Source organism: Flavobacterium anhuiense, assembly GCF_050990855.1.
In the GTDB taxonomy this organism is placed as follows: domain Bacteria; phylum Bacteroidota; class Bacteroidia; order Flavobacteriales; family Flavobacteriaceae; genus Flavobacterium; species Flavobacterium anhuiense_C.
On record NZ_CP158861.1, the window covers coordinates 3,233,056 to 3,253,749 of the forward strand.

Annotated in this window: 21 protein-coding genes; 17 read left to right on the forward strand and 4 right to left on the reverse strand. The window is 34.2% G+C overall.

Annotated elements, in window-relative coordinates:
- Positions 1 to 120: 120 nt before the first annotated feature.
- The 3 genes from ABTV69_RS14430 to ABTV69_RS14440 all read left to right on the forward strand — a co-directional run bounded on the left by ABTV69_RS14430 (position 121) and on the right by ABTV69_RS14440 (position 4,426).
- Entirely contained in the window at positions 121 to 2,337 is a 2,217-nt protein-coding gene (locus ABTV69_RS14430) for a glycoside hydrolase family 3 C-terminal domain-containing protein (RefSeq protein WP_433829895.1), read from the forward strand.
- Positions 2,338 to 2,538: 201 nt separating this feature from the next.
- Positions 2,539 to 3,186, forward strand: coding sequence for a DUF1349 domain-containing protein (locus ABTV69_RS14435; protein WP_433829897.1), 648 nt, complete (start codon positions 2,539 to 2,541; stop codon positions 3,184 to 3,186).
- A 112-nt stretch (positions 3,187 to 3,298) separates the two neighbouring features.
- A complete protein-coding gene (locus ABTV69_RS14440; RefSeq protein WP_433829899.1) occupies positions 3,299 to 4,426 on the forward strand; it encodes an acyltransferase family protein in 1,128 nt (375 codons plus the stop codon).
- Positions 4,427 to 4,576: 150 nt separating this feature from the next.
- Here ABTV69_RS14440 and ABTV69_RS14445 read toward each other — a convergent pair whose 3' ends face one another.
- Entirely contained in the window at positions 4,577 to 5,683 is a 1,107-nt protein-coding gene (locus ABTV69_RS14445) for an NADH:flavin oxidoreductase (RefSeq protein ID WP_433829901.1), read from the reverse strand.
- A 7-nt stretch (positions 5,684 to 5,690) separates the two neighbouring features.
- Complete coding sequence (locus ABTV69_RS14450) at positions 5,691 to 5,993, reverse strand: ArsR/SmtB family transcription factor (protein ID WP_091496855.1); 303 nt, start codon at positions 5,991 to 5,993, stop codon at positions 5,691 to 5,693.
- A gap of 310 nt (positions 5,994 to 6,303) precedes the next feature.
- Here ABTV69_RS14450 and ABTV69_RS14455 point away from each other — a divergent pair, with 310 nt between their 5' ends.
- Positions 6,304 to 6,798 carry a TlpA family protein disulfide reductase gene (locus ABTV69_RS14455; protein WP_160783455.1) on the forward strand — a complete coding sequence of 165 codons (495 nt, stop codon included), beginning with the start codon at positions 6,304 to 6,306 and terminating at the stop codon, positions 6,796 to 6,798.
- Between the two features lie 229 nt (positions 6,799 to 7,027).
- Here the strand turns inward: ABTV69_RS14455 and ABTV69_RS14460 are convergent, their stop codons facing one another.
- Positions 7,028 to 7,408, reverse strand: coding sequence for a hypothetical protein (locus ABTV69_RS14460; RefSeq protein ID WP_433829903.1), 381 nt, complete (start codon positions 7,406 to 7,408; stop codon positions 7,028 to 7,030).
- A 211-nt stretch (positions 7,409 to 7,619) separates the two neighbouring features.
- On the opposite strand from ABTV69_RS14460, the gene galA reads away from it, so the two are divergent.
- The 5 genes from galA (at position 7,620) to ABTV69_RS14485 (ending at position 14,863) form a co-directional block, all read left to right on the forward strand.
- Complete coding sequence (gene galA / locus ABTV69_RS14465) at positions 7,620 to 10,442, forward strand: beta-galactosidase GalA (protein WP_433829905.1); 2,823 nt, start codon at positions 7,620 to 7,622, stop codon at positions 10,440 to 10,442.
- Positions 10,443 to 10,813: 371 nt separating this feature from the next.
- Positions 10,814 to 11,683, forward strand: coding sequence for a helix-turn-helix domain-containing protein (locus ABTV69_RS14470; protein ID WP_433829907.1), 870 nt, complete (start codon positions 10,814 to 10,816; stop codon positions 11,681 to 11,683).
- Positions 11,684 to 11,978: 295 nt separating this feature from the next.
- A complete protein-coding gene (locus ABTV69_RS14475) occupies positions 11,979 to 12,377 on the forward strand; it encodes a cupin domain-containing protein (protein ID WP_433829909.1) in 399 nt (132 codons plus the stop codon).
- A gap of 259 nt (positions 12,378 to 12,636) precedes the next feature.
- Complete coding sequence (locus ABTV69_RS14480; protein ID WP_433829911.1) at positions 12,637 to 13,689, forward strand: NAD(P)-dependent alcohol dehydrogenase; 1,053 nt, start codon at positions 12,637 to 12,639, stop codon at positions 13,687 to 13,689.
- A gap of 193 nt (positions 13,690 to 13,882) precedes the next feature.
- On the forward strand, positions 13,883 to 14,863 hold the full coding sequence (locus ABTV69_RS14485) for an aldo/keto reductase (RefSeq protein ID WP_433829913.1): 981 nt from the start codon (positions 13,883 to 13,885) through the stop codon (positions 14,861 to 14,863).
- Between the two features lie 239 nt (positions 14,864 to 15,102).
- On the opposite strand, the gene ABTV69_RS14490 is transcribed toward ABTV69_RS14485, so the two are convergent.
- Entirely contained in the window at positions 15,103 to 15,690 is a 588-nt protein-coding gene (locus ABTV69_RS14490) for a DUF4142 domain-containing protein (protein WP_433829915.1), read from the reverse strand.
- Positions 15,691 to 15,820: 130 nt separating this feature from the next.
- Between ABTV69_RS14490 and ABTV69_RS14495 the strand changes: the two genes are divergently transcribed.
- The 8 genes from ABTV69_RS14495 (at position 15,821) to ABTV69_RS14530 (ending at position 20,660) form a co-directional block, all read left to right on the forward strand.
- Positions 15,821 to 16,063, forward strand: a complete 243-nt coding sequence (locus tag ABTV69_RS14495; RefSeq protein WP_433829917.1) for a hypothetical protein — start codon at positions 15,821 to 15,823, stop codon at positions 16,061 to 16,063.
- Positions 16,064 to 16,091: 28 nt separating this feature from the next.
- A complete protein-coding gene (locus ABTV69_RS14500; RefSeq protein ID WP_433829919.1) occupies positions 16,092 to 16,964 on the forward strand; it encodes an XAC2610-related protein in 873 nt (290 codons plus the stop codon).
- Positions 16,965 to 16,986: 22 nt separating this feature from the next.
- A complete protein-coding gene (locus ABTV69_RS14505; RefSeq protein ID WP_433829921.1) occupies positions 16,987 to 17,382 on the forward strand; it encodes a hypothetical protein in 396 nt (131 codons plus the stop codon).
- A 9-nt stretch (positions 17,383 to 17,391) separates the two neighbouring features.
- On the forward strand, positions 17,392 to 17,982 hold the full coding sequence (locus ABTV69_RS14510; protein WP_433829923.1) for a hypothetical protein: 591 nt from the start codon (positions 17,392 to 17,394) through the stop codon (positions 17,980 to 17,982).
- Between the two features lie 323 nt (positions 17,983 to 18,305).
- Positions 18,306 to 18,545, forward strand: coding sequence for a DUF7218 family protein (locus ABTV69_RS14515; protein WP_433829925.1), 240 nt, complete (start codon positions 18,306 to 18,308; stop codon positions 18,543 to 18,545).
- Between the two features lie 41 nt (positions 18,546 to 18,586).
- On the forward strand, positions 18,587 to 19,684 hold the full coding sequence (locus ABTV69_RS14520; RefSeq protein ID WP_433829927.1) for a DNA topoisomerase IB: 1,098 nt from the start codon (positions 18,587 to 18,589) through the stop codon (positions 19,682 to 19,684).
- A 77-nt stretch (positions 19,685 to 19,761) separates the two neighbouring features.
- A complete protein-coding gene (locus ABTV69_RS14525) occupies positions 19,762 to 19,923 on the forward strand; it encodes a DUF1328 domain-containing protein (protein ID WP_012026284.1) in 162 nt (53 codons plus the stop codon).
- An 89-nt stretch (positions 19,924 to 20,012) separates the two neighbouring features.
- Positions 20,013 to 20,660, forward strand: coding sequence for a DUF5661 family protein (locus ABTV69_RS14530; RefSeq protein ID WP_433829929.1), 648 nt, complete (start codon positions 20,013 to 20,015; stop codon positions 20,658 to 20,660).
- Positions 20,661 to 20,694: the final 34 nt, after the last annotated feature.

The window sequence follows — 20,694 nt, forward strand, 5'->3', positions numbered from 1 at the left end:
ACTTTTTTCTATCTAAAAATGTAACTTGAACGATAACGTTTTAGTTTTACAATATGATAGAAAAAGTTTTTATATGTAGACTTTATACTATTATCTAACTAATGCTTAATTATTACTGTTATGTTAAAAAACGTTAAAACAATTGTTGTTTTACTTTTGCTAGGTTCTGTGGGATTGAATGCTCAGAACAAAGTTCCAGTTTATCTTGACGATAAAAAACCGATTGAAGAGCGTGTCGAAGATGCGCTTAAACGAATGACAACCGATGAGAAAATTGCGATGATTCATGCGCAATCTAAATTTAGTTCTCCAGGGGTAAAACGTCTTGGAATTCCAGAAAACTGGATGACCGATGGGCCACACGGAATTCGTACAGAGGTAAAATGGGACGAATGGGATCAAGCAGGATGGACAAACGATTCTTGTATTGCTTTCCCAGCTCTTACAGCACTTTCATCTACTTGGAACAAAGAATTGGCTTCTTTATATGGTAAATCTATTGGAGAAGAAGCACGTTACCGTAACAAAAACGTATTATTAGGACCTGGTGTAAACATTTACAGAAGTCCATTAAACGGCCGTAACTTCGAATACATGGGAGAAGATCCGTTTTTAGCTTCAAAAATGGTTGTTCCTTATATTAAAGGTGTTCAAGCAAATGGAGTTGCTGCCTGTGTAAAACACTTCGCTTTAAACAATCAAGAAACAAATCGTAACTCGGTTAACGTAATCGTTGACGACCGTGCATTGTACGAAATTTATCTTCCTGCTTTTAAAGCTGCAGTTCAAGAAGGTGAAGTTTGGTCTATCATGGGATCTTACAACAAATATAAAGGACAGCAATGCTGCCACAACGAATTCTTATTAAATGATATTCTTCGCGGAGAATGGGGCTTTAAAGGAGTTGTAGTTTCAGATTGGGGTGGAGTTAACGATACTAAACAAGCTATCCACAATGGTTTGGACATGGAATTTGGTTCTTGGACAAATGGTCTTTCTTGGGGAACAAGTAATGCTTATGATAACTATTATTTAGCAAAACCTTACTCAGAAATGATTAAAAAAGGTGAAGTTGGAACAAAAGAATTAGACGAAAAAGTGCGTCGTATTCTACGTTTATCTTTCTTGACTACAATGGACAGAAATCGTCCTTTTGGTTCTTTTGGAACTGAAGAACACGCTATTGCTGGACGTAAAATTGCTGAAGAAGGAATTGTTTTATTGCAAAACAACAATAATATTCTGCCAATCAATCTTTCTAAAACTAAAAAGATTGCGGTTATTGGAGAAAATGCTATAAAAATGATGACAGTTGGAGGAGGAAGTTCTTCATTAAAAGCAAGATACGAAATCACGCCGCTTGAAGGTTTAAAGAAAAGAATCGGAAACCAAGCTGAAATTGTTTATGCAAGAGGTTATGTTGGAGATCCAACAAGCAATTATAACGGAGTTGTAGCTAAAGTAAGTTTAGAAGAAAAACGTCCGCAAGCAGAATTGACTGCAGAAGCTTTAAAAGTTGCTAAAGATGCAGATATCGTTCTTTTTATTGGAGGTTTGAACAAAAGTGAAAATCAAGACGACGAAGGGCACGATCGTAAACATTTAGAGTTGCCTTATGGTCAAGATAAATTAATTAGCGAATTAGCGAAAGTAAACAAGAACATTGTTTTCGTAAATATTTCTGGAAATGCTGTGGCAATGCCATGGATTAAAGAAGTTCCAGGAGTTGTTCAAGGATGGTTTTTAGGAACTGAAGCTGGAAATGCTTTAGCAAATGTTTTGGTTGGAGATGTAAACCCTTCTGGAAAATTATCTTTCACTTTCCCAGTAAAATTAGCAGATAACGGAGCTCATGCTTTAGGAGAATTCCCAGGTGGAAATGACGTAAAATACAACGAAGGAATTTTTGTCGGATACCGTTGGGTAGACAAAAACAAAATCAAACCATTGTTCTCTTTTGGACACGGTTTAAGCTATACGACTTTTGCGTACGGAAAAGTAACAGCTGACAAAAAACAAATTAACGCAGGAGATAAAATTACATTCTCAGTTAATGTAAAAAATACAGGAAGCAGAGAAGGGTCTGAAGTAGTGCAATTGTATATTACAGACGTAAAATCTTCTTTAGTTCGTCCGATAAAAGAATTAAAAGGTTTTGAGAAAGTAGCTCTTAAAGCAGGAGAAGAAAAAACAGTTACGTTTACAATTGATAAAGCGGCTTTAAGTTTCTTCGACGATAAAAAACATGACTGGGTTGCAGAACCTGGTGATTTCGAAGCTATTATTGGTGCTTCATCTACAGATATAAAATCTAAAGTGAATTTCTCACTTAAATAAGTTTTTATTTCTAAAAATTGGTTGGTTTGTAAAGCTGCAAGTGTAAAAATTTGCAGCTTTGCTTTTAGTTAAAATTTAACCATTAAGACATTAAGAAACATAAAGAGAAGTTTTATTTCCTTAATATTTAAGCGCTAAGATTAGATCCATTAAGTCAAACTTAATTTTCTTAATATCTTAATGGTAAAAAAATAAAAGAACATGAAAAGAATTACACTTGCGATTTTGACTTTATTTTTCGCGAAGAATATGTCGGCGCAAAGCCTAGACAAAATGCAATGGTTTAATGAACCTGAAAAATGGGAAATTAAGAACAATGCATTAATTATGAATGTTACGGCAAACAGCGATTATTGGAGAATTTCGCACTACGGATTCACAGTAGACGATGCACCATTTTATTATGCCAATTATGGCGGCGAGTTTGAAGCCAAAGTAAAATTGACAGGAAATTACATTGCACGTTTTGACCAAATGGGATTAATGATTCGTATCGATGAGAAAAATTATATTAAAACAGGAGTAGAGTTTGTTGACGGAAAATTTAATGTAAGTACCGTTGTAACGCACGATAAAAGTGATTGGAGCGTAACAACTCTAGAAAAAGTGCCTCCTTTTATTTGGATTAAAGCCGTACGACGATTAGATGCCGTTGAAATATTCTATTCTTTTGATGACAAAAACTATATCATGACGAGAAACGCGCCTTTGCAAGACAACACGCCAGTAATGGTGGGTTTAATGGCAGCTTCTCCAGATGGAAAAGGCTTTGAAGCAAAATTCGAGAACTTTTCTGTAAAACATTTACCAGACCAGAGAAGAGCAGAATGGCTGAAAAATCACCAGTAATAAGTAATAATTATGAATTATGAATGAATTAGAAGTTTTACTGACCTCATTTAATTCCTAGTTCTAACTCCAACTGACACTATCAACCATCAATAATAAACTATCAACCAAAATGAATATTAAACCAAAAAAACATTACGAAATTCTAGACGGACTGCGTGGCGTTGCGGCTATTCTAGTAGTTGCATTTCATATTTTCGAAGCTTTTGCTGGCGGAAATCGTTTTATACAAATTATAAACCACGGCTATCTTGCTGTTGATTTCTTTTTCCTTTTATCCGGATTTGTTGTCGCTTATGCATATGACGATCGCTGGGGAAAAATGAGTCAATGGGAATTTTACAAACGCCGATTAATTCGTTTACAGCCAATGGTGATTTTAGGAATGATCATTGGTGCTCTATTTTACTACTTTCAGGCATCAGACATTTTATTTCCTCAGATTGCAGGAATGGAAGTCTGGAAAGTTATTTTAACGATGGTAATAGGTTTTACTTTATTGCCAATTCCGCCATCATTAGAAATTAGAGGTTGGGGAGAAATGCATCCTTTAAATGGTCCGGCATGGTCACTTTTTTTCGAATATATTGCAAACATCTTGTACGCCTTAATCTTCCGTAAATTTTCGAATAAAGTTATGTCAGTTTTTGTACTGGTATTTGCCGGGCTGTTAATTAATTATACTGTTTTCGGGCCAAAAGGTGACGTAATCGGCGGATGGTCTTTAAATTGGGAACAAATGAATGTTGGTTTTACAAGATTATTGTATCCGTTTTTTGCTGGAGTTTTATTGTGCCGTTTAGGAAAATTAATCCATGTAAAAAATGCTTTTTGGATTTGCAGCATTCTGATTACGATTGTTTTGGCATTGCCAAGATTTGGAGACGAAAACAGCCTTTGGATGAATGGTATTTACGAATCGATCTGTATTATTTTAATTTTTCCAATTATTGTAGCAATTGGAGCAGGAGGAGAGATTAAAAATGAGTTTTCATTAAAAATCTGTAAGCTTCTAGGAGATATTTCATACCCAATTTATATTACGCATTATCCGTTAATTTATTGGTTTACCGCTTGGGTTGTAGACAATAAAGTAACCATGGAAAATGGATATTTAGAAGGAATCGGAGTTTTAATTGTAAGTATAATTTTGGCTTTTGTATGTTTGAAATTATACGATGAACCAGTTAGAAACTGGCTGGTGAAGAAATTTCAAAATAAAAAGCCAACAACAGCATAAAGTTTTTTTTTAGAGTTTGTAATTTTTGTTAGTTACAAATACAGAAAGGGATAAATAATTAAGTTTATCCCTTTCTTATTTTAAAAATTTTCGATGCAAAGAAAAGAAACTTAGAATCTCAGTATCTTAGCGTCTTAGCATCTCAAAAAATTATTCTAAAACCAACTGCGCTAAAGCTTCTTTAGTAAAACCTTTCAATTCATCTGTTTTTCCAGCTTTGATTTTAGCAACCCAATTTGGATCAGATAAAAGAGGTCTTCCAACGGCAACCAAATCAAAATCACCTCTGTCAAAACGTCTATTTAATTCCTCTAAAGAAGTTGGCTCAGAACTTTCTCCAGCAAATGCGCCAAAGAAATCGCCAGAAAGTCCAACAGAACCAACCGTAATAGTCGGCGCTCCCGTTACTTTTTTAGCCCATCCTGCAAAGTTTAAATCAGAATCTTCAAATTCTGGTTCCCAGAAACGACGTTGCGAAGCATGAATAATATCAACTCCAGCATCAACAAGAGGAGTAAGCCAAGCTTCTAATTCTTGCGGATTTTTAGCTAATTTATAGTTGTAATCTGATGGTTTAAATTGAGAAAATCTCATGATAACTGCAAAGTCATTTCCAACTTGCTTTCTCACTTCTTTTATAACTTCAATTGCAAAACGATTACGTTCTGGAAGCGTTTTTCCTCCATAAATATCTTCGCGTAAATTCGTTTCAGCTCTGAAAAATTGATCAATTAAATAACCGTGTGCACCGTGAATTTCAACAGTGTCAAAACCTAATCTTTTAGCATCAGCGGCAGCTTTACCAAAAGCAAGAATAGTTTCTTCAATATCTTTTTCAGTCATGGCAACACCATTTCTAAAATCAGGACGGTTTAATCCAGACGGACCTTCAAATGGAACTGGCGGAACCCATCCAGAGTGGTGGTTATCCATAATTCCCATATGCCAGATTTGCGGAGCCATTTTTCCGCCCGCAGCGTGAACTTCATCAATTACTTTTTTCCATCCGTTTAAAGCTAAATCACCATAAAAGTGAGGAACATTAGCATCATTAGAAGAAGATTTTCTGTCAATAACAGTCCCTTCAGATAAAATTAAACCAACTTCGCCTTCAGCTCTTTTTTGGTAGTAAGCTGCGACTTCATCAGTTGGAACTCCGTTAGGAGAAAAAGAGCGCGTCATTGGCGCCATTACGATTCGGTTTTTCAGATTTAACGACTTTAAGTTAAATTCAGAAAATAGGTTGTTTGTACTCATAGTAATTTTACAAATTAGATTGAATTAATTTACTAAGTGCTTCAAAGGCACCTTCGTTACGTTTATAATAAGTCCATTGTCCAACACGTTTGGCTTCAATAAAACCAGCGCGCTGTAAAATAGACAGGTATTCGGATACTGTAGATTGTGTCAAACCAGCTTTAGCTTGAATCTGCCCAACGCAAACTCCATGCTCAAAACCGGCATGTTCAAGCTGTCCCGGAAAGTTAATTTCGGGTTCTTTTAGCCATTCCAGCATTTGTAATCTGGATTTATTGGATAATGCTTTAAAAATTTCGATCGTTTCCATGGTACAAATATATCGACTTTTCCCGATATATCAATTAAGAGAAAAATATTTAGGATAATTTTATGATTGGAAGCGAGGAAAGCTAGCTGTTTTATGAAAGAACATTTATATTTGCTTTTGAATAATCTTGTAAAAGCGTAAAGGTTGGTTCTCATTTTTGTCATTTCGACGAAGGAGAAATCTCCGCAAGTAGCTCCGCATAGGATATCACCAATCTTTGTCGAGTTTCTCGCGGAGATTTCTCCTTCGTCGAAATGACAAATAGTACACTTATTATAAGATTGAAACCCCCAAATAAATAAACATTATCATGAAAAAAACTTTACTTATTGCAGCGTTCTTATGCTGTGTAATAACCAGTTCTAAAGCGCAAGTTGTTGGTGTAGATGTTGGAGACATTGCTCCAGAAATTGATCTTCCAGATACAAAAGGAGAGAAGGTTGCACTTTCTTCTTTAAGAGGAACGCTAGTTTTAGTTGACTTTTGGGCGTCTTGGTGCGGACCGTGCATTAAAGAGCAGCCACTTTTAATAAAATTGCACAATGCTTATCCAGACAAATTATCGATTTATGGTGTTTCTATGGATACCAAAAAGCCATTATGGACAGGAGCAATCGCAAAAGCAAAATTACCTTGGACAAACGTTAGCGACTTAAAATACTGGCAATCTCCGGTTGTTGGAGATTATATGCTGCAATCTGTTCCGTTGAACTTTTTGATTGATAAAAACGGAATCATACTAGCAAAAAATATTCACGGACAGGCTTTAGAAGCTAAAATTAAAGAGCTTTTAGAAGTGCAATAGTTTTTCTTAACCGCAAAGAGTGCAAAGATTTACGCTAAGCACGCTATAATCTTTTTAAAGAATCTCGCAAAGTCGCAGAGTCGCAAAGTTTATGATTCTTTGCGACTCTGCGACTTTGCCAGCATATTTCTTTTAAATAAAAAACTTTGCGAACCTTGCGTAATTCTTAGCGCTCTTTGCGGTTAAACAAAAAAAAGTCCAATCAACTAAGATCGGACTTTTAATTTTTCTAAGACTCTTTAATAACTTTTTTTACACCTCCAAAACTTGTTTTCAGCATTTCTCTAATCTGAAACTGCGTCTTGTTTCCCGATGCGTTTTTCCAATCTTTGAGATCAAAAATATGAATTTGATCTGCGTAAGGATTTGTTAAAAATGAAATTCGTGAAATCGTATATTTATAGTATTTCAGTTCGTGCGAAACATGTCGATTTGGAACCACAATTAGTATATTTTCCCAATTCAAAAAGTCTTTCGGAACATCTTTTCTTTCTAATAATCCTAAAGATTCAAAAAAAGCAGTAATCTTCTGATCATTAAGTTTACTAATCTTATGATCAAGGCTTTTAAAAGTGCTGTGGAGTCTATTTTCGTTGATAATAGTACTCATAGTATAATTGCTTTTTATGATTTTAATATAAAATTACGTCAAAAGAAAATCATTTTTGAATCTGAAGCCATTAGATTCATTCTAAATTTTAAAACCCTCTTTAGAATCATTTATTATGAATGAGTTATCATGTTTTGATAAAATACTATTAATCTTTTTTCTCTAAAAGCCTTATTTTTATCGCTATTTGATTTTACTAACAACCAAACCTATGAGAACCACTTTTTTCTTGAGAACAATTCTTTGTTTTTTAATTCTATCTTCAATTTCTGTTTTTGCACAAAATAAAGCAGGAAGAGAATCAATATTAATTGATAAAGATTGGCGATTTTCATTAGGTCATTTATACGACACTAAGAAAGATTTTGGCCATGCAGAAGGTTATTTTTCCTATTTAACCAAAACTGGATTTGCCGACGGACCTGCTGCAAAAGATTTTGACGATCGCGCTTGGAGAAAATTAGACTTGCCGCACGATTGGGCAGTAGAACAGCCTTTTAGCGAAAGCGCCAGTTTCAGCCACGGTTTTAAAGCTGCGGGTAAAAATTATCCTGAAAAAAGCATTGGCTGGTATAGAAAGAAAATAACGATTCCGAATGATGATTTAGGAAAAATTATTTCTCTAAAATTTGATGGCGTTTTTAGAAATTCAAAAGTCTTTTTTAACGGATTTTATTTAGGAACAGAAGAAAGTGGCTATAATGGTTTTGAATATGATGTAACAGCTTACGTAAATTATGGCGGAGAAAATACCATCGTAGTTCGCGTTGATGCATCAATGGAAGAAGGCTGGTTTTACGAAGGCGCTGGAATTTATAGACATGTTTATTTGCAGAAGACAAATCCGTTGCATGTGGTGCAAAATGGAACTTATGTGACTTCTGAAATTAAAAATAGCAATGCTGAGGTTACTATAAATGTTGCAATTGAAAATAAAGGAAAGTTTGACGGTTTTCTAGAAATTGTTCAGATGATTTTTAATGCTGAAAATAAACAAGTTGGCTTCTTTTTAGAAGATGTAGATGCACCCGAATTTTATAAAACTGCAAATTTTATTTCAAAAATAACTATGAATAATCCGCTTTTGTGGGATATTGAAAGTCCTAATTTATATCGTTTGGTTACTCAAATTAGAAAAGACGGAAAGTTAATAGATAATTATGAAACGTCTTTTGGCATCAGGACAATAAAATTTGATCCAGAAAATGGTTTTTTCCTTAACGGAAAACATGTAAAATTAAAAGGAACCAATAATCATCAAGATCACGCAGGAATAGGAACAGCGCTTCCAGATGAAATTCAGTATTACAGAATCGCAAAACTGAAAAAAATGGGTTCTAACGCTTATCGTTGTTCTCATCATCCGCCAACTCCCGAATTACTAGAAGCTTGCGATAAATTAGGAATGTTGGTTATTGATGAAACCCGTTTAATGGGAATCAACGATTATCATTTGAATGATTTACAGCGAATGATCGAGCGAGATCGTAATCATCCAAGTATTTTTTGTTGGTCGGTTGGAAATGAAGAATGGCAAATTGAAGGAGGAATTACGGGCGAAAGAATCACTAATATCATGCAAGATTTTAGTAAAAGTATCGACCCAACTAGACCTGTAACAGTTGGAATTAGCAGCGGATTTAAAAGCGGAATTTCGAATGTTGTTGAAATTATGGGTTATAATTATTTAGGAAACGGAGATATTGACGCACATAGAAATCAGTTTAAACAACAGCCAGGAATGGGAACGGAAGAAGGTTCAACGTTTGCAACAAGAGGTATTTATTTTACAGATGATGCCAAACATTATCAAAGCGCCTACGATAAAAAACCTCGACCGACTTTTTACAGTATTGAAGAAGGCTGGAAATTTTACGCAGAAAGACCATATTTAGCCGGAATGTTTATCTGGACAGGTTTCGATTACCGAGGAGAACCAACCCCTTATGGTTGGCCATCTGTAACTTCTTATTTCGGAATGATGGATGTTTGCGGTTTCCCGAAAGACAATGTTTTCTATCTAAAATCTTGGTGGGGGAAAGAGCCGGTTTTGCATTTATTGCCGCATTGGAATTGGAGCGGAATGGAAGGCAAAGAAATTGATGTTTGGGCCTATTCCAATTGTGATGAAGTAGAGCTTTTCCTCAATAAAAAAAGTTTAGGAAAAAAGAAAATGGAGCAAAATGGACATTTAGAATGGAAAGTAAATTATGCTTCAGGAACTTTGGAAGCTGTGGGATATAAAAACGGTAAAAAAGTACTTTCGGATATTCAAAAAACAACTGGAAAGTCAGAAAATATCAAATTGTCATTCGATAAAGAAAATGTTTTAAAAGGAAGTGTTTCTGTTGTAACGGTTGAAACTACAGATAAAAATGGCTTGCATGTTCCGACAGCAAATGATGAAATTATGTTCTCAATAAAAGGAGGAAGAATTTTAGGAGTTGGAAATGGAGATCCAACTTCGTTAGAAAGCGATCAGTTTATTGATGACATCGCTTTAGTTGCTATAAATAATTTTAAAGAACAAAAAGGAACAAGTGCTACTCTGCCTCAGAATTTGTCAAATTATCCTGAAAGTGAATGGACAGAAGCTTTTAAAGATCGAGATTATAAAAAACAAGCGCCATCGTATATTTATAAAGGCGAATTTGATTTGAAAAATAATTCGACTTCCAATGTGGTGAGTTTTTTTTACAAGAAAATAGGAGTAGAAACGGTAGTTTTTGTAAACGGAAATAAAGTAGAACCAAACCAAGAAGATGCTCAAAAATATATTCTGAATGCATCTGTTTTAAAAGAAGGAAAAAATACAATTCATATTGCGGCGACGCCTTTACAAAAAGTAAAAGATTGGGATGTCATGAATACCGATCCGGGAATTATTCAAGTCGTAACACCAGCAGAATCTTGGAAAAGAAAACTTTTTAATGGTTACGCACAAATCATTGTTCAAAAAGATGAAAATGCAAAAGAAGTGGTTTTATCTGCTTCAGCGAAGGGATTAAAGAATGGTGTGATTGTGGTGAAGTAGTTTTTAACCGCAAAGAGCGCTAAGAATTACGCAAAGTTCGCAAGTTTTTAAAAAAAATATAAATGAATTGCATCCGGCTTTAGCTGGATGTACAAATGCGAAATTATTCAGGGCTTTAGCCAAACAGTTGTTAGTTTGGCTAAAGCCTTTTCTTTGTTTCAAGTCTGATACCTCCAGTTAAAACTGGAGGCAACTCAAAAAAAAAATTTGCGCCTTAGCGTCTTAGCGAGCATTTTCTCTTAAAAAAAAGACTTAGCGAACTTTGCGAAAAAACTTGGCACTCTTTGCGGTTAAACAAGCAATCGTTAAACTTCAAACCTGAAACAAAAAAATAACAAAAGAATAATGTTTGATTTTCATAACTTTGCAGAATGAATAATCAAACAGAAACTCAGAATTGCGATTTCACTTCAGATTTGAAGATGAAAGGTTTTAAAGTGTATCCTATAAATGGAGATTACAGTAAAGTTCCCGTGTACAGTAGGAGAGACTTTTATAAAATCTGCATCAATACCAGCAAAAGTATTATACAATATGCTGACCGTGGAATAGAAACTGACGGAACGATTCTGTTTTTTGGTAATCCGATTATTCCGTATTCTTGGGAAACGGTTTCTGAAAAGTTTGAAGGCTATGCCTGTGTGTTTACTGAAGAGTTTTTTAAAACCAAAGACCGATCTGAAACACTTCAAGAATCGCCTTTGTTTAAAATAGGAGGAACGCCAATATTTACTTTAAGTGCTGATCAAAAGGTGTTTATCGATTCATTATTTCAAAAAATGATTCAAGAATATGAAACTGATTATGCTTTCAAAGACGATTTAATGCGCAGTTACGTAAATTTGATTATTCACGAATCAATGAAAATGCAGCCTTCAGAAAGCTTCTTTAAACATAAAAATGCTTCTTCGAGAATAACTTCTTTGTTTTTAGAATTACTGGAAAGACAATTTCCGATAGAGACTAAAAACCAGCCTTTAGCGCTAAAAACACCACAGGATTACGCGCAAAGCCTTTCTGTACACGTAAATCACTTAAATCGCTCCGTAAAGGAAATTACGGGAAGACCAACAACGGCACATATTACTGAGAGAGTAATCAACGAAGCAAAAGCGTTATTGCAGCATACAGATTGGAGTATTTCAGACATAGGCTACGCGCTTGGATTTGAATACCCAAGTTATTTTAATAATTACTTCAAAAGACTTACGGGAACAGTTCCGAAATCACTTCGAATGTAAATTGTTTCAATTTCTTAATTTTTTGTTTGAATATTGTTATTTCAGCATTGTGGTATTGCGCTACATTTGCCCTGAAATAAACAACGAATCTTTGTATCAGGTTTTAAACGACTAAATCACACTTCACAAAAGCGATGTTCAGCTTTACATTTAGTTTTAAATTTTTGATAATAGAAAAATAAACATTTTTAAAGCATTACTAAAAATCAAGATCTCCTTCTAGCAAGAGATTCGATGTGCTGATTATTTCGCTTAACAACTTTAAAATTAATATTAACCTAAAAACAACGAAATTATGTCGACACATTTCACTGCTGTAATCGAAGAAGGTAAAATCCCAAACACTTATATGACAGGCGAAGTGTCATATAAAAAGCAGACAAGCGAAATTCATCCTCAAAACACTGTAATCAAAGATATTTCTTTTGAACCCGGAGCAAGAAGTAACTGGCACAGTAACGCGAGTCTGCAACTTATCATTGTAACCGATGGAGTTGGGTATTACCAAGAACGAGGCGGACAAATTAATCTTATCGAAAAAGGAAAAGTAATCACCGTTTTACCAGGTGTAGAGCATTGGTACGGAGCAACTCCTAAAACAAGATATTCTCATATTACCATTGTTACAGAAGTAGACAAAGGTTCAGGAACATGGTTGGACAGTGTTACTGATGAGGAATATTATTCTTTTTAAGACGCTAAGGTTCTGAGATTCTAAGATACTAAGATTTTATCCCAAAAGTTATTGGATTGAATTTTTTACGCAGATTTTACTGATTTATAACAGATTATATTTTTTGATTAGATTAAAATAATCGAAATTTATATAAATAATTGTGAATCAGTGCAAATCAGCTAGATTTCTATTGCGTTTTCGCAACGGTTTAAAAACCTGAAACTTTAAACTTTAAACTTTAAACTTGAAACAAAAAAACTAATAACAATAAAAAATTATGGAAACAAAAAGCATTAAAGCCTTTGGTACAGAAGCGGCCGAAGCACCTTTACAAACCTTAGATATTAAAAGAAGAGCGGTGCAGGCACACGACGTAGAAATTGAAATTTTGTATTGCGGAATCTGCCACTCCGATTTGCATTCTGCTAGAAACGAATGGCATGGCACTATTTATCCAATTGTTCCGGGACATGAGATTGTAGGCCGTGTGACAAAAGTTGGAGATCATGTAAAAGGTTTCAAAGTTGGCGATTTGGCTGGTGTAGGCTGTTTGGTTGATTCTTGTAGAGAATGCGAACATTGTAAAAATGATTTAGAGCAATTCTGTGATGAAGGAAATATTCAGACGTTTAATTCGCCAGACAAACACTTAGGAGGACAAACTTATGGTGGATATTCTCAAAGTATTGTTGTAGACGAAGGCTTCGTATTGCACATTTCAGACAAATTAGAACTTTCAGCTGTTGCTCCGTTATTATGCGCTGGAATTACAACGTATTCACCATTAAAACATTGGAAAGTTGGTCCTGGTCAAAAAGTTGGAATTGTAGGTATTGGCGGTCTTGGGCACATGGGAATTAAGATAGCAAAAGCTATGGGAGCTCATGTAGTAGTTTTTACAACGTCTTTATCTAAAACTGAAGATGCAAAACGTCTTGGAGCAGATGAGGTTGTATTGTCTACAGACGAAGCGCAAATGGCCGCGCACGCTAGAAGTTTAAACTTTATTTTAGATTGTGTTTCTGCTGAACACAGTATAGATTCGTACTTAAATTTATTAAAAGTAGACGGAACTTTAACTTTGGTTGGAGCGCCAATGGATCCGCTTCCTGTAACTTCTTTCAGCTTGATTTTAGGAAGAAGAAGCTTCTCAGGATCTCTTATCGGAGGTATTGCAGAAACTCAAGAAATGCTCGATTTCTGTGCAGAACATAATATCACATCAGACGTCGAAGTAATCGGTGTCAATGATGTAAATGATGCCTACGAAAGATTGTTAAAAGGAGACGTTAAATATCGTTTTGTAATTGATATGGCTTCGCTTAAATAAGATACTAAGTTGCTAAGGTCCTAAGATGCTAAGTTTTTTCTTGCGCTTAGAATCTTAGCATATTTATTAAATCATAAACAAGAGATTGAGATTTAAAGATGATAAAAAAGTTTAGAATCTTAGTTGCTTAGCGACTCAGAAACTAAAAAAACTTAGAATCTTAGCATCTCAGAACCTTAGAAACTTAAAAAAAATGACACGTAAACTAGGAAATAGCGGCTTAGAAGTCTCAGCTTTAGGACTTGGCTGCATGGGAATGAGTTTTGGTTACGGACCTGCTCATGACAAAAACGAAATGATCAAATTGTTGCGTTCGGCTTACGAAAAAGGAATTACCTTTTTTGATACTGCTGAATGTTATGGACCATTTTTGAACGAAGAACTTTTAGGAGAAGCCTTAGCGCCTTTTCGTGATAAAGTTGTAATTGCGACAAAATTCGGATTTTTGGAAGGTGACTCTAAAAAAGGATTAGACAGCCGTCCAGAATGGATTAGAAAAAGTATTGAAGGTTCTTTGAAAAGATTAAATACCGATGTTATCGATTTGTATTATCAGCATCGTGTGGATCCAAATGTGCCTATGGAAGATGTTGCCGGAACTATCAAAGATTTAATTCAGGAAGGAAAAGTAAAACATTTTGGACTTTCAGAAGCGGGTGTAGAGAGCATTCGCCGCGCGCATGCCATTCAGCCTGTTACAGCACTTCAGAGCGAATATTCACTTTGGTGGCGAACTCCAGAAGAAGAAATTTTTCCACTATTAGAAGAATTAGGAATTGGTTTCGTGCCTTTTAGTCCGCTAGGAAGAGGTTTTTTAACTGCTAAAATTGACGAAAACACACAATTTGACAGTACCGATTTTAGAAATACCTTACCTCGTTTTACACCAGAGGCGAGAAAAGTAAACCAAGCTTTAGTCGAACTGCTTTCGAAAATTGCGGCAGACAAAGGTGTAACAAATGCACAAGTAGCACTTGCTTGGATCTTAGCTCAAAAACCATGGATTGCACCGATTCCAGGAACAACAAAACTACATCGTTTAGAAGAAAATCTTGGTGCAGCAGGTTTGGTGCTTTCAGCACAAGATCTACAAGAAATCCACGATGCAGCTTCAAAAATGACCATTGAAGGCTCAAGATATCCAGAACATTTGCAGAAACAAGCTGGAAAATAATTTTTTTAAGGTGCAGAGGTTCAAAGGGACAAAGGCTCAGAGGTTTTGCCTTTGCCCCTTTGAACCTTTGTCCCTTTGTCCCTTAAAAAAAGAAACCCCTCAAGCAATTCAACTCTTGAGGGGTTTATAGCAAAGATTTGAGGTTCTTAGATTCTTAATTGCTTAAAATCTTAGAAGCTCAATCCCAAAGTATCGGGATAGCATCTTAGAAAATAAATTAATGATCAATTAAATTTATTTTACTTTTTGTCTAGGTTTTGTTTCAGCATTTTAGCGTGTTCCAAATGCGCTGTTAAACCTGCAATATTGTTAGAAGCCCAAGTTCGCACTTCTTGATCGTTAGCGTCCTTTGCGGCTTTTTCTAGTTTCTTAATTGCTTTTTCGTGACCGTCAATCATCATGTCAGCAAATTTTTTATCGAAATCAACTCCCGTTTTTTCATTCAGTTTATTGTATTCGTCTTGACCTTCTTCAGTTAAAGAAGTTGGCAATGTAAAGTTTTTCGCTTTTGCTAATGCACTTACTTCAGAAGCCGATTTAGTGTGCTCATCAACAAGCATTTTACCAAATTTTTTCACTTCGGCGTTGGTACTTTTAGTTTGAGCCAGTTTGCCAATTTCGATTTCAGCTAAATTAATTTCCGCTTGATCCACTAAAAATTCTGAGTCATCTTCTTTGCTGTCAATCGAGTCAAATTTTGCTTCGTTTGCATCTTCTGCAACTTCTTTTGGATCTTCTTGTTTAGTTTCGTTTTTACAAGATTGAAGGAATAATATCAGTAGTCCTGCTCCTAAAATGGTTTTTCCGGCTAATAATAACTTTTTCATGATTTTAATAGTTTAAATGTTATAATGTAAAATTATTGAGAACCTGTAAGAAAAAATTACACGATTTTAAAGGATTGTTATAGGATTTGGATGCTGTTAATTCTATATTAGCTGTCTAAAATCTACGTCTATGGAAAATGATTTCAATTTTGGAATGAAAGTTTCTTTAAATAATGAATTTGGAGTTGTAATAAAAGTTGAATTGGATAAGCTTAATTTTTGTGGAGTCATTCGATGGGATACATCTAAGGAAAATGATATTGAAGATTGGCGAGGTCAGTTTGGAGCATTTGTCAATATAGGAGGTAAGATTTTAAATGATAATTATTCGTTTCGATTTATCAATGATGATGGATCATTAAAACAATCATAATTTAATATTAAGTTATTTAAAGATTATCATGAAACAAAAAATTACATTCCTATTTCTTCTCATAACAGCTTTTGTATCAGCCCAAATCAGTTATAAAGGTTTCATTGATAAATATCCAATCGAGTTTGTGAGCGATATTTATTCTGACGGACAAGGAACAGCTATTTATGCTTATTCTAATTTTGATATTCCAATTGTTTTAAATGCCAATCTTAATGGCAAAACTTTAATATTCACCGAAAAAGATAAAAGTGGCAAAGAAACCGCAAAACTGAGCTTCGAAAATTACAGTGTTGAAAATGATCAGTTAAACGGAGTTTGGAAAGACTTAAACTCAGGAAAAGAGCTTAGAGTCAGTTTGACAAAAGAATTTGATCTTAGTTCTAATACAGGTGAAGAATGGACAGAACGTGAAATTTTACAGCCCGTTTCTTTAAAAGACAAATATTTTAAATTGATTATTTCGAAAGAAAAAGAAAGTTCTTATTTTGGAGTTTCTGGAGTAAAAATCATTGAAAAAAAGACCGATAAATTAATCCAAAAAGTAGATTTGCAATGTCAGCTTTGGGGATTGTATAATTTAAATATCGGAGATTATAATTTTGACGGATTTGAAGAATTCTCCGTTTTTGAATCTAGTTATGCAGGACCAAATACTTCTAGAATCTATTTTCTTTTTAATCCAAAAACAGGCAAATACTTCGAAAGCAGTTTCAGTGGCACTTCTTTAGAATTCGACAGTAAAACCAAAAGAATCTATGAGCATAATCAATGCTGCGCAGGAAGAAGCGTTGAAAGAACCGAATATAAAGTCGTTAATAATAAAATGGTTGTAATAAAAAAGACTTGTATGGAGTACGACGAAAAAACACAGGATTATAAGAATATAAAATGTGATTAATTGTTTTTAATATTATTATCAAATGAAGATTGCAAAGATATTTTCGATATTGGTTTTATTAGGAGTGTTTTTTCTATATATAATTTATTTTTCTCCTTTTGTGATGCCGTGGCAAAGAGAAGATGCTATTAAATGTGCTTTAAGTTGGGGACAGCTTGAAAAACTTCCAGATAATGCAGAAATAATTAGTATGGAAAAAAGAGGCTCTATTTTTACGAGACAATTTATAATTGAATTTGAAAATTCTGAATCTGAAATAAAGCAATGGATGCTTCAAAGCAAAGGCTTTCAAAATAATATTCCAAAAATTAGAAAAAACACTAAGGTTTACGAAATTCACCCGAAAAGTTTACAATCTTATGGCGGAAGAGTCGAAATTACAGGAAATAAAGTTTTAATCAATATGAGCTGGAGTTAAGGCATCAAAATGAAACAAGTATTTATAACAATTTTAGTATCAATTTTAATAATTTCCTGTAAACGTAAATCAGAGTTTAAAACCATTGATTTTGGAGATTTTGAAATCACAGTTCCACGACAATGGAATGAATTAGAATTTAAAGGGACTGACAGTTATGTTGGTGGAATAATTACACCAGAAAAAGATTCTTTGATTTTTGATATTGGTCTATATTCTGGAGATGAGTCAAATGATTTTCCATTAGTTTTTGATAAAAACTCTTATGCAGCGTTAACTAAAAAAGAAAAAGAACTTTTGAAAAAAACGAAACATTTAGTCGTTGATTCTTTATCTGGAGATATCGATCTTGAAAAAAATGAAAAGTATAAAGCTGTTTTTTATTCCATAAATTGTTTTAAAGTGAAAATGATAATGCCTACTAATGTAGGATTTGGTGCTGCAGGTATTTATATTGACAGTTTAAAAGGAAATTCTAAAGATTATAGCAAGATTAAAATGTCATTTTATGGTTATAATCTAAAAGCGGAAACACAAAATCAATTTTTAAAAGCTTTAAAGACAATTAAGTTCAAAGAATATTGTCATTCAGATAAATAAGATTAGAAGAAACCATTCCAATCCCAACTCCCAAAAGAGTTGGGATTTTTTTTGAATCACGAACAATCAACCATTAAAAATTAACCATTAACCATTAACCATTAACCATTAACCATTAACAATCAACCATTAACAATCAACCATTAACCATCAACCATCAACCATCAACCATTAACCATTAACAATTAACAATTAACAATTTACACAATTCCCATCCCACAAACTTGAAAATTCAGACCAAAATTCTATAACAAAATCGCCTTACTTTTTGAGGAACTTTGAAATATCAGATTTTTAGAATTTAACCCTTAAAAATTAAAGTCATGCCAAATCCAAGAATTAAGAATGAAGAGCAATATGAAGCATTGGTAAAAAAAGGATACAGCAAAGAAAAATCGGCTCGTATTGCCAATACGCCAGATGCAGGAAAGAAAGGCGGAAAAGCAAAACCTTACGATGAATGGACGAAAGATGAACTTCTTAAACAAGCCAGTAAAGTGGGTATAAAAGGAAGATCTTACATGAACAAAAAGGACTTAATCGAGTCTTTAAGAAATAATTAAAATTAAAATAAAATTATTCCTGTGATAAAAAATTAAATACCATGAATGCGGCGAGAAAGGAAAATTTAATGGATCAGCTGATTAAAGCACCACATCTAGTAATCGAAAAGCTAGATTTAGAATACATTAATGACAATCAATTAACTATTGTACGCTGCCGCGAAGGGGAGAATTTCGTTTATAAAAAGAATGGAAAAAATGTAAAAAGTAAGAACGAAATTAAACGAATTAATAGTTTGGTTCTTCCGCCTGCATGGGAAAATGTTCGCATTGCCGCTATTACAAATGGCCATTTACAAGCCGTTGGAACTGATGTAAAGAACAGAAAACAATATCGTTATCATCCGAGATGGAATTTGATTCGAAATCAGACGAAGTTTTATAAAATCGCTGAATTTGGCGCTAAACTTCCAGCCATAAGAAAACAAGTCGATTTGGATTTGGAAAAAAAAGAATGGTCGAAAGAAAAAGTAACCGCTTTGGTAATTCGACTAATGGAAGAAACACATATAAGAATCGGAAACGAGAAATATGCCAAAGACAATAAATCGTACGGGCTTTCGACTTTAAGAAAACGTCATATCAATATTAATAAAAATTCGCTTCGATTTGAATTTGTCGGCAAGAAAGGAAAACTTCATACCATAACGACCCGAAACAAAAAGCTGGTAAAATTGGTAAGCCGATGCGAAGAAATTCCAGGTTACGAAGTTTTTAAATATTACGATAAAAACGGCGAAAGAAAAGTTTTGGACAGTCACGCAGTAAACGAATATTTGCACCATATTTCTGGCGAATATTTCAGCGCGAAAGATTTCAGAACGTGGGCAGCGTCGATTATTTTCTTTGAAAGTTTAATGGAAATGGGAGTTACATCTGATGAAAAGGAAATCAAGCAGAATATTATTACTGCTTTTGACTTAACAGCGGAAGCACTTGGAAACACAAGAAAAGTCTGTAAAGATTATTACGTTCATCCACTTTTGATTTCCACTTATGAAGACGGTTCCATTCAAAAATATTTCGATTTGGCAAAGAAAAGCCGAAGCACAAGAAAATATTTTACAAAATCGGAAATAGCATTTTCAGAGTTGATTCAGAATTATGAAATCAATTTAGAATCAACCCCTTGTTCATAAAGGAGTTCGAGCATCTCTCCAAAAGCTTTACAAATTTGAATACAAACAAAATCAGTATTAACTAAAAAACTATTATTATGTTACGTTGGACAGTCACTTTTATTATTCTAGCCATTGTGGCAGGAATATTTGGTTTCGGTGGAATCGCTGCTGGAGCCGCAAGTATCGCTAAAATTTTATTCTTTATATTTTTAGTTCTATTCGTTATTTCGTTAATCAGCGGAAGATCGAGAGTTTAAGAAGAATAGAAATAGAACAATTTAAAACGGCACATTCCTTTTGAAAATGTGTCGTTTTGTGGTTTTAATAAATAAAAAAAGAGCAAGTCATGGGAAAACAAAGCGGAGCTTATCAGGATGTTTACATTAAAAGAGAAAATACAATGGTAAGCTTGAAAAATGATGTAACAGATTTTTGTGAAAAATACATAAAGCCTGTTCATCCTGAAAATTGGGATTGGTCGGTCCGCGATTTTGAAAATCCAGAAAATGATCCAACCAGTGCAGAAGCTAGAGCTATTGCAAATGTGGTTTTTAAAGATTTACAGGACAAAAAACATACAGATGTCGATCTTTCGACGATGAATAATGTTCATGCCATTAAAGCTTATTTGGATCCAAAGAGTAAACATGAAGCTTTTAATATGGAAGAATTTGCTTTTGCCTTAAAGGTAGAATTGGAGCACGGAAGAGTAAAAGATGTAAATGTAACCAACAATCATCCTTTTTTGACCGCGATGATTGCACTTGCTCATATGACGGAGAGTTTGACTTATTATAAAAGACTGAAAGTAATGGAAGCAGAAGGCGAAATTTATGAAATTGTTCGAAAATTAGAAAGATCGCCAGTTGGAAAAGAAAAATGGTATGAAGAATTAGGCAAAGCCGAACAAGAACTTAATGAAGCCAGAGCGGGTTTGGCAGAACGACTGGCGCGTATGGACGATATTCCAGTATTGAAAATTATTGGAGATTAAGTAGTTAAATTTTTTTAAACTCAAAAAACCGTCG